The sequence below is a fragment of the Flavobacterium calami genome, from assembly GCF_038290035.1.
Taxonomy (GTDB): domain Bacteria; phylum Bacteroidota; class Bacteroidia; order Flavobacteriales; family Flavobacteriaceae; genus Flavobacterium; species Flavobacterium calami.
The window spans coordinates 107,153-115,444 of the sequence record NZ_JBBYHS010000014.1 but is presented as its reverse complement, the minus strand read 5'-3'; the positions used below and the strand labels follow the sequence as shown (position 1 = coordinate 115,444).

Sequence of the window (8,292 nt, the reverse complement as noted above, 5' to 3'; positions counted from 1 at the left end):
CCTGAAACCTGAAACCTGAAACCTGAAACCTGAAACCTGAAACCTGAAACCTGAAACCTGAAACCTGAAACCTGAAACCTGAAACCTGAAACCTGAAACCTGAAACCTGAAACCTGAAACCTGAAACCTGTTATTTAATCTTCTTAATCAGTTTAACTTCTTCGCTAAAACGGGTAAGCTCTATTTTTGGTTTTCCCAGAAGTGAAACTTCAGCTTTGTCTCCCATTGCAAGAGAAATAGAGATTTCGGCCAGTACGGTTCCGGTAGCATTATTTTCAGCAGTAAAATTTGCTTCTTTTATAGTGAACTTTGAACCTGTGAAAACCGAATTATTGTCTATACGAATACTCCCTTTTTCAGCAGCACCTTCAATGGCAGCTGTTGCTTTTTGATATAAATCGCATTTGAATTTAATAGCGGAAACCAAAGATTTGATAGTCGAATTTTTACTCAATTGTAAAGATCCTTCATCTGATTTTAAATTCAGTTCGGTTTTGGATTTATCATCAGCAGTTAAACTGAATTTCTTGGCATTTACATTCAAAAACAATTTAGAATAATCATAACTATAGAAATTGATGTCATCTAGCTGAAGTTCCTGAATGGCATACACTATAGCTTCATTTTTAGTAATTACTTTTGTTAATGATTTTGTATAAGTAACACGAACAGATAGTTTCTTGAAAATTGTAGATTCTTTTGAGGTATACAGACGAAGCGTTTTTTCTCTTAAATCCATTCCGATAATGTCATGTAGATTATCATCTGCTTCAATTTTTATTTCGTTTTTTTCGCCTCTTTCCAAATAAACTTCAATATTGTCGTCAACTTCAATAGCGTCAAAATCACCAACTTCTTTTATTGATGTTGTAACAATTTTAGTTCCTTTTACTTTTTCTCTTTTTTGAGCAAAAGTGAATGTAGTAACTAGTAATAATAAGATTAGGACTGTGTTTTTCTTCATTAATTCTGTATTTTGATTTTGACAAATATAAAAAAATCATCCACTTTTGATGAATGATTTCTTTTATATTTAACACATAATAGAGTTATCCTTTGCTGATGCTTCCTCCGGAATTTTCAGTTTTTTCGATCGTTTTAGGAGATGAATCATAGTTAATACTTCCACCGCTTGAAGCTTCGGCTTTTAAACTTACTATTGGATGTACATCTACACTGGCTCCGCTTGAGGCTTCTGCATGAACTTCATTAGCCAGAAGTTTTTCAGCATTAATACTGGACCCGCTCGATGCTGATGCTTTTATTTTTAATGCCTTGCCTTGTATGTTTATTGTGCTTCCGCTTCCAGAATCACTGGAGATATTGTCAGATTCAATGTTAACATCTATTGAAGCAGCACTGGATGCTTCCAGATTTATATCTTCTCCCAAGATAACTTTTTCGGTTTGTATAGTAGATGCACTCGAAGCTTCCAGTTTGTTAATAACAGGCATTTTTACAGTTACTTTTTTAGTAACATCACCAAAGGAATTGTATTTGCATTTAATAATCAATGTTCCGTTTTCTACTTTAGTAATTATATCTTTTTGCAGATTATCATCAGCTTCAACTGTAATTTCAGTTGAATCAGACTGTATGATTACCAAATCAATCGCATTGCTTACAGATACATTTTTAAAATCACCCTCAACGATTCTTTTTTGAGTCGTTACATTTCCGCTGCCTTCAATAGTATTTAAATTAAAATTACAAGAGGCAAACAATAATGCAGTAATAGCTGCAATAATGAATTTCGTAATATGAATGATTATTTTTATCATGGTTTAGTTAATTTTAATTATAACTCCGTTTTTATCTGTGGTTAGTCTTCCTTTTTCTTTTTTAGCATTCAAAACTTCTTCTCCATTAATCTTAATCGAAACTTCTTTTACTGTATCGTTTTCAATATTTTTGGATTCTTCTTCATAGTAATCGTCTTCATTTTCATCAGCTGGACAATTCAGACATTTAATTTTAGAACCCTGTACTTTATAACTATAGTTTCCGCTAAAGTGTAAATTAAAAAAATCATTTTCAGAGTCATCATAATCCTGTATTGAAGCGTCTGGTTTAAATAGTTGTCCTTCTGGCAGGTATAAAAATACATCTACTTCCTGACCTCTGAATTTATTTTTTACATCTGTAAGAAAATAATTATCCAAAATTAAGTAATTTCCTTTGATTTGAAAGTTGTAAAGAATTTTTTCTGCTCTTTTTTTTGCACTTGCAAACGAATTTCCTCTTGCGCTTTTTTCGATTTGTATATAAGGAGCCACTTCATCGGTGTGTATAACATGTAAGCGAACATCATTTGAATAGATTAAATCATTATTGGCAGAATCCTGTACAAATTCAAAATCTTTATGATGGTCTAAATCCTTCGCATAATAGTCATTATATCTAAACTTTACATAAAGAGTGTCATTAGGAGTAATACTGATAGCTTTTTTCTCTACCGCTTTATTATCGTATGAAATTTCAGTAGCCTGTTTGATTCCGATGCTAATAGCAATCGCAACTGCAATAATCCAAACTGCCAGTAAAGTATATTTTGCAATGTTCCCGATAGTTTTGGTATTTGGTGACAACAATTTGAAACCCAAAAGTGTCATAAAGAAAAACGGAATTCCAACAGCAAAGAACATTAATAAACCAAATGACCAGATAGGATATTCTGTAAAGTTTCCGGCTTCAATAAAGTTTTCCCAAGGAAAATCAAGAAAAACATTTGTTCCTAAAGTAAATATTCCAATTAATAATAATATTAGAACAGTAACTCCGGACATAATTAGAATTACTCCTAAAAACTTAGCGAAGATTTTAAAAACCGTCATGACAAAGTCTCCAAATGAACTACTTATTCTCTCAGCTCCCGACTTTACCTGGTTTCCCATTTTGTCATAATCTGCATTTTTAAATTTATCAGATAATGAGTCAATTTCTTCACGAACTTTTTTTTCGATGTTCGAAATCGTTACTGGTTCTCCAGTCATTTCCAGTTTTTCAGAAGTTGTAACGGCCTCTGGAGTTACAATCCAAAGAACGAAGTAAGCTAAGATTCCTGTTCCAAAACCTGCAAAAACAAATATTAAAAACAAGATTTTAATCCACACCGCGTCTACTCCAAAATAGTGTCCTAAACCAGTTGCTACACCACCAATCATACCTTTTTCTTTGTCGCGGTATAATTTTTTGTGTTTTGTGTTCGCATAATTATAAGACTGATTAGCATTTTCTTCGTCTTCAATTCTGTAATCTTCCGGCTGACCCATTACCGCAATCACTTCGTCAACATCTTTCAAGCCAACAACATGTTTTTCGCTTTTTTGTTTTTCTGTTAAAAGTTCAGAAACACGCATTTCAATATCTTTAATAATTTCATCCTGACCAGATGAGTTGTTTAATGATCTTTTTATAGCGTCAAAATAGCGTGTCAATTTTAAATATGCATCTTCATCGATGTGAAAAAACATACCGCCTAAGTTAATATTTACTGTTTTGTTCATGACTTATTGATTTTGATTGGTGATTAGTTTTACGGCGTCAGACAATTCTGTCCAGGTTCCGCTAAGTTCGTTTAAAAATGTTTGTCCTATCTCGGTTAATCCATAGTATTTTCTTGGTGGTCCCGAGGTCGATTCTTCCCATCTGTAATTGAGTAAACCGTCGTTTTTTAGTCTGGTTAAAAGAGGGTAAACAGTTCCCTCAACAACTAATAATTTTGCGTTTTTTAAAGTGTCTAGTATTTCAGATGTATATGCGTCTTTTTCTTTTAGTACCGATAAGATGCAAAACTCAAGAACACCTTTGCGCATCTGTGCTTTTGTGTTTTCAATGTTCATAATTTCATTTCATTTTTTTTAGATTGAACAATTCGTTTTTTGATTGATGATGATTGATTGATGATTGATTGATGATTGATTGTTTTTTAGGAGCTGTTTCCTGCTATCCGCTTTATCTTTTGTGGCGAACCCCGCCACAAAAGGATGCCGCTTCTATCAGGGCTAAGGCTCTCGGGAATCTATAACTTTTAATTTTTTATGTCACACTGAGCGGAGTCGAAGTGTTACTTTATAAAAGGAATCGTTAGCGGATATTTGTATAATTCTCCGTTTGAAGCTTTTATCGTAGCATAAATCACTAAAAAGAATTCAACAAATTTTAATAATCCAAAAAGAACGACTGCTGTAATCCCAACGCTTAAAAGACCAATGTTTCCTTCAAGGTTAAAATTTCTGATGATAAAATCCTCATCATTAATAATGGCTTCGATTGGAAGATTCTGCAAAAACACACTTATAAAAATCGGAATTGCAATAAGTGCTAAAATCAAAGTGTAAAGCAATAAGCTTAACTGAAAGTTCAAAGCCTGTTTTCCGTGGTGATCCGCAAATTCAGATTTGTCTTTGTAATTTGTCCAAATGATAAGTGGAAAAATATAATTCCCAAACGGAATGATGTACTGACTTAATGTACTCAAATGAGTAAATGCTGCTGTATTCTTTTCTGATGTTTTTTCCATGATGAGTGGTGTTGTTGTTTCCATGATTAAAAGTATATAGTAATTTCTTATGCAAATATATATCTAAAAAACAGTATCTTGTTTTACATAGTACCAAATGTTAACAAAGTTTTAACAATTTTGAATTTTGAATTTGACTTATAGTTAATTGAAAATCATTCGCAATACCTTGTTTTATTGTGGTCTTATGAAAGATCAATGAATTTATTGTGCGCGCATAGTTTTTTTGTATTTTTACATAAAAAAAATATCAAATGGCAGTTTCAGTTTCTAAACTCAATAAATTTGTGTTGTTCAAATTACCGTCGGCTTACTTTTGCGGAGTACGTGTAAAAGATATAAATGAGAACAGCTGTACAGTAACCGTAAAGCACAGATGGATTAATCAAAACCCTTTTAACTCGATGTATTTTGCTGTTCAGGCAATGGCAGCTGAGTTAACGACCGGAGCATTGGTCATTTCACAAATTCAGGAAAGCGGAAAGAAAATTTCGATGCTGGTTGCCAACAACAAAGGAAACTTCAGCAAAAAAGCCACTGGCCGAATAACATTTGTCTGCAACGATGGACATTTAATTGCTGATGCTATCAAAAAAACGATAGAAACCGGAGAAGGGCAGACTTTCTGGATGAAATCTGTCGGGACAAACGAAGAAGGTATTCAGGTTTCTGAAATGGATTTTGAATGGAGTGTTCGCTTGAAATAGACTTTTAGTCACAAATATATATTAGAAAGACCTCGTTTTTAGCGAGGTCTTTTTAGATGAAATCAAGTTCAATTTATTTTTTAGTGCAGCAAGATTTTTTTTCTGTTGCAGTTTTTTTGCAACAAGATTCTTTTTTTGCTTTTTCTTTTGTTGTTGGTTTCGTTTCCTGAGCCGATACTCCAATTGAAAACAAAGCAACTGTTACTACGGTGATTACTTTTGTCATTTGTTATAATTTTTTATTAGAAATAGTGTAATTAGTGAATCAAATATAAAAGGTTTTTATTATTGGTAGAAACGAAGGGTTTGTTAATGTTTTTGTAAAAATGTAAGTGAGTTATAATGATTTCTTATTTTATATTTATTCTTTTTGAAAATGTTTTTTTATAAAATACTGAATCATTATAACTGTAATTAAAATTACAATCAAAAAAAGTTCCAGCATTGTAAATGCTAAAAGAGGCATTCCGCACTTTATTTGTCCATTAAATTTTTCTCTTAACTTATGTACAAGTATTTCATGAGCTAGGTACGAAAATGCTAATTGTGAAATCAAACTAATTAAACTGAGATTGAAAAAACTTAAGCGTATACGTTTCGCAAAGTGATTTCTTCCAAAAAACAGTTGAAAAATCAAGGGGATGATAAGTAAAACAAAGGAAGTGATTCCGTACATAAATTTAGTTTAAAGTGATTTTGGTTGATTATTTGCCTTTTCAAAATTAATGCCATTAAAGTTCAGATGTAATCCTTTTGTATGATTTATAAGGGTAACTTTTTTAAATGAACTTAAATCACTTATATGGTTTCAAAAAACAATTAATAATTCAAATTTACCCCAAAACCAATACCCATATCACTATCATAATGCGTCGTGATTCCGAAGTTACGACCAACGATATATTTCAATCCCGCCATATATTCTTTATCCGTATTCCACATTAAATTCATTCGCAAGCGTTTTGCAAGCGGAATATCTTTTCGCTCAAATTGAAGGCGAACATTTCCATCCGTATAAACTTCAACTTGTGCTTTTACCAGCATTGGCAACGTATATTCAAGACCCGCACTAAAAACCGAACGATTGTCTTTGGTGTTTTTCTGTCCAAAAAGATTCTGTTCCTGCTCGTCCATTCCCATTTTTCGGTAACGCCAGTCAAAACCGATAAAAGGCATTAACCATTGATTTTTTCCGATATATCTTCCAATATGGGTTTCGGTTTCATAACCGTGTTCGTTATTATAACCCAGTCTCCATTCGGTGCCGATACTCCAGCGTGTATTGCTAAACATCGCTTCTCCATCATTTCCGTTTGAAGCAAAATCATTTTCTGCCATAAAATGAAACATACGATCATCCATTTTAAGCATTTTATAAGCCATTTCAGGATGATGAATCAACGGATTTGGAGCCGAATTTTCATAACTAAAAATTCTTCCCATTCCCGCCATCATATGATATAAAATATGACAATGAAAAAACCAGTCGCCATCTGCATTGGCTTCAAATTCAATCGTATCAGTTTCCATTGGCATAATATCCAAAACATTTTTTAAAGGAGAATAATCGCCATGTTCGTTTAAAACCCTGAAATCATGTCCGTGCAAATGCATTGGATGGCGCATCATTGAACCATTGTATAGTGTAATACGAACAATTTCTCCTTTTTTAATTAAAATTTTATCTGTTTCAGAAACTACTTTATTATCTAAACTCCAAACATAACGATTCATATTTCCTGATAATTCGAAACGTAATTCTTTTACTGGCGTATCTTTTGGAAGATTGGTTTTAAACGGAGATTTAAGCATTCCATAATTCAAAGTCACAATTTCGGAAGTTTCAGTGCTGTCACTTTCCATTTTCATGTCTTCCATATTATGGTTCGAATGATCCATTGCAGGTTTTGCATTTTCATCTTCCCCCGAAATTTCAGGATACATTACGGCATTCATGTCCATTTTATTCAAAGACATATTCATGCCCATGTCGTTCATGTCGCCGTTCATTTTCATCATATCGTTCATCATTTTCATGCCTTCAAAATATTTTAGTTTTGAAAGATGACGAACAGGCTGTTTTTCTCCATTTCCTAAAAACAAAGAGGCAGATCCCGTTCTATCTTCGGCTGTAGCCAAAAAAGCAAAAGATTTATGGTTTTCTGGAATCGTAACGACAACATCGTAAGTTTCGGAAACGGCAATAATCAAACGATCAACTTCTACGGGCTCGACATCATTACCATCGCTGGCCACAACGGTAATTTTTCCTCCGCCGTAAGTCAGCCAGAAATAACTTGAAGCGCCTCCGTTGGCAATTCTCAAACGGACTTTTGAACCTGGTTTAAGGTCTGAAAACTGTTGTTCATTTTTTCCGTTAATAAGAAACTTTTCATAATACACATCGCTGACATCCATGGCATTCATTCGTTTCCATTCATTAGTAATTTTGGTCGAAAAATGTCCTTGTTTGATGGCTTCGGAATAACTCTGTGTTGTTCCTTTTTTGATAGCAAACCAGTCGTTGGCATTGTGTAGCATACGTTGAATATTCTCTGGTTTCAAATCCGACCATTCGCTTAAAATAACGGGAATCGTTGGCAAATCGTCAATTCCTTTTCTAATACTAGAATCGTCTTTTTTCTTATTGATGATAAAAAGTCCATATAAACCAATTTGTTCCTGAAGTCCGGAATGACTGTGATACCAATATGTTCCGTTTTGAATAATCGGAAAAGTATATTTATGAGTTGTTCCTGGTTTAATCGGCATTTGCGTCAAATACGGAACTCCGTCTTCTTTATTAGGTAGAAATAATCCGTGCCAATGCATTGCGGTGTCCTCGTTTTCGAGATCGTTATGCACGTAAATTTCTGCAATATCGCCTTCCGTAAAAGTCAGAGTCGGCATCGGAATTTGTCCGTTAACCGAAATCGCACGTTTTTCTTTCCCCGAAAAATTGACAATCGTATCACGAACGTGCAAATGGTAACGTACGACTTTCTGCGCTTTTAGCTGAAAAGCAATTAGGAAAATTATAAAGAGGTATTTGATTTTCATATT

8 protein-coding genes are annotated in these 8,292 nt (G+C 33.5%); 1 reads left to right on the top strand and 7 read right to left on the bottom strand.

The window, feature by feature from the left end; all coding sequences use genetic code 11:
• Positions 1-130: 130 nt before the first annotated feature.
• The 5 genes from AAEO57_RS14205 to AAEO57_RS14185 form a co-directional block, all read right to left on the bottom strand.
• Positions 131-964, bottom strand: coding sequence for a GIN domain-containing protein (locus AAEO57_RS14205; protein ID WP_341693689.1), 834 nt, complete (start codon positions 962-964; stop codon positions 131-133).
• A gap of 85 nt (positions 965-1,049) precedes the next feature.
• Positions 1,050-1,781: a head GIN domain-containing protein gene (locus tag AAEO57_RS14200; protein WP_341693688.1), complete on the bottom strand. Its 732-nt coding sequence runs from the start codon at positions 1,779-1,781 to the stop codon at positions 1,050-1,052.
• 3 nt (positions 1,782-1,784) lie between these two features.
• Complete coding sequence (locus AAEO57_RS14195; RefSeq protein ID WP_341693687.1) at positions 1,785-3,506, bottom strand: PspC domain-containing protein; 1,722 nt, start codon at positions 3,504-3,506, stop codon at positions 1,785-1,787.
• Positions 3,507-3,509: 3 nt separating this feature from the next.
• Complete coding sequence (locus tag AAEO57_RS14190; RefSeq protein WP_017498072.1) at positions 3,510-3,842, bottom strand: PadR family transcriptional regulator; 333 nt, start codon at positions 3,840-3,842, stop codon at positions 3,510-3,512.
• 224 nt (positions 3,843-4,066) lie between these two features.
• Positions 4,067-4,546, bottom strand: a complete 480-nt coding sequence (locus AAEO57_RS14185) for a DUF4870 domain-containing protein (RefSeq protein ID WP_341693686.1) — start codon at positions 4,544-4,546, stop codon at positions 4,067-4,069.
• Between the two features lie 230 nt (positions 4,547-4,776).
• On the opposite strand from AAEO57_RS14185, the gene AAEO57_RS14180 reads away from it, so the two are divergent.
• A complete protein-coding gene (locus tag AAEO57_RS14180) occupies positions 4,777-5,229 on the top strand; it encodes a DUF4442 domain-containing protein (protein ID WP_341693685.1) in 453 nt (150 codons plus the stop codon).
• A 73-nt stretch (positions 5,230-5,302) separates the two neighbouring features.
• On the opposite strand, the gene AAEO57_RS14175 is transcribed toward AAEO57_RS14180, so the two are convergent.
• Positions 5,303-5,455 (bottom strand): hypothetical protein, encoded by a 153-nt coding sequence (locus AAEO57_RS14175; RefSeq protein WP_341693684.1) that lies wholly within the window; start codon positions 5,453-5,455, stop codon positions 5,303-5,305.
• Between the two features lie 593 nt (positions 5,456-6,048).
• Entirely contained in the window at positions 6,049-8,289 is a 2,241-nt protein-coding gene (locus AAEO57_RS14170; RefSeq protein ID WP_341693683.1) for a multicopper oxidase family protein, read from the bottom strand.
• Between the last annotated feature and the right edge of the window lie 3 nt (positions 8,290-8,292).

Coding starts and splice junctions, on each gene's coding strand:
- AAEO57_RS14185 (WP_341693686.1), bottom strand. CDS start 4,546: ATGGAAACAACAACACCACTCATCATGGAAAAAACATCAGAAAAGAAT.
- AAEO57_RS14205 (WP_341693689.1), bottom strand. CDS start 964: ATGAAGAAAAACACAGTCCTAATCTTATTATTACTAGTTACTACATTC.
- AAEO57_RS14190 (WP_017498072.1), bottom strand. CDS start 3,842: ATGAACATTGAAAACACAAAAGCACAGATGCGCAAAGGTGTTCTTGAG.
- AAEO57_RS14170 (WP_341693683.1), bottom strand. CDS start 8,289: ATGAAAATCAAATACCTCTTTATAATTTTCCTAATTGCTTTTCAGCTA.
- AAEO57_RS14195 (WP_341693687.1), bottom strand. CDS start 3,506: ATGAACAAAACAGTAAATATTAACTTAGGCGGTATGTTTTTTCACATC.
- AAEO57_RS14180 (WP_341693685.1), top strand. CDS start 4,777: ATGGCAGTTTCAGTTTCTAAACTCAATAAATTTGTGTTGTTCAAATTA.
- AAEO57_RS14175 (WP_341693684.1), bottom strand. CDS start 5,455: ATGACAAAAGTAATCACCGTAGTAACAGTTGCTTTGTTTTCAATTGGA.
- AAEO57_RS14200 (WP_341693688.1), bottom strand. CDS start 1,781: ATGATAAAAATAATCATTCATATTACGAAATTCATTATTGCAGCTATT.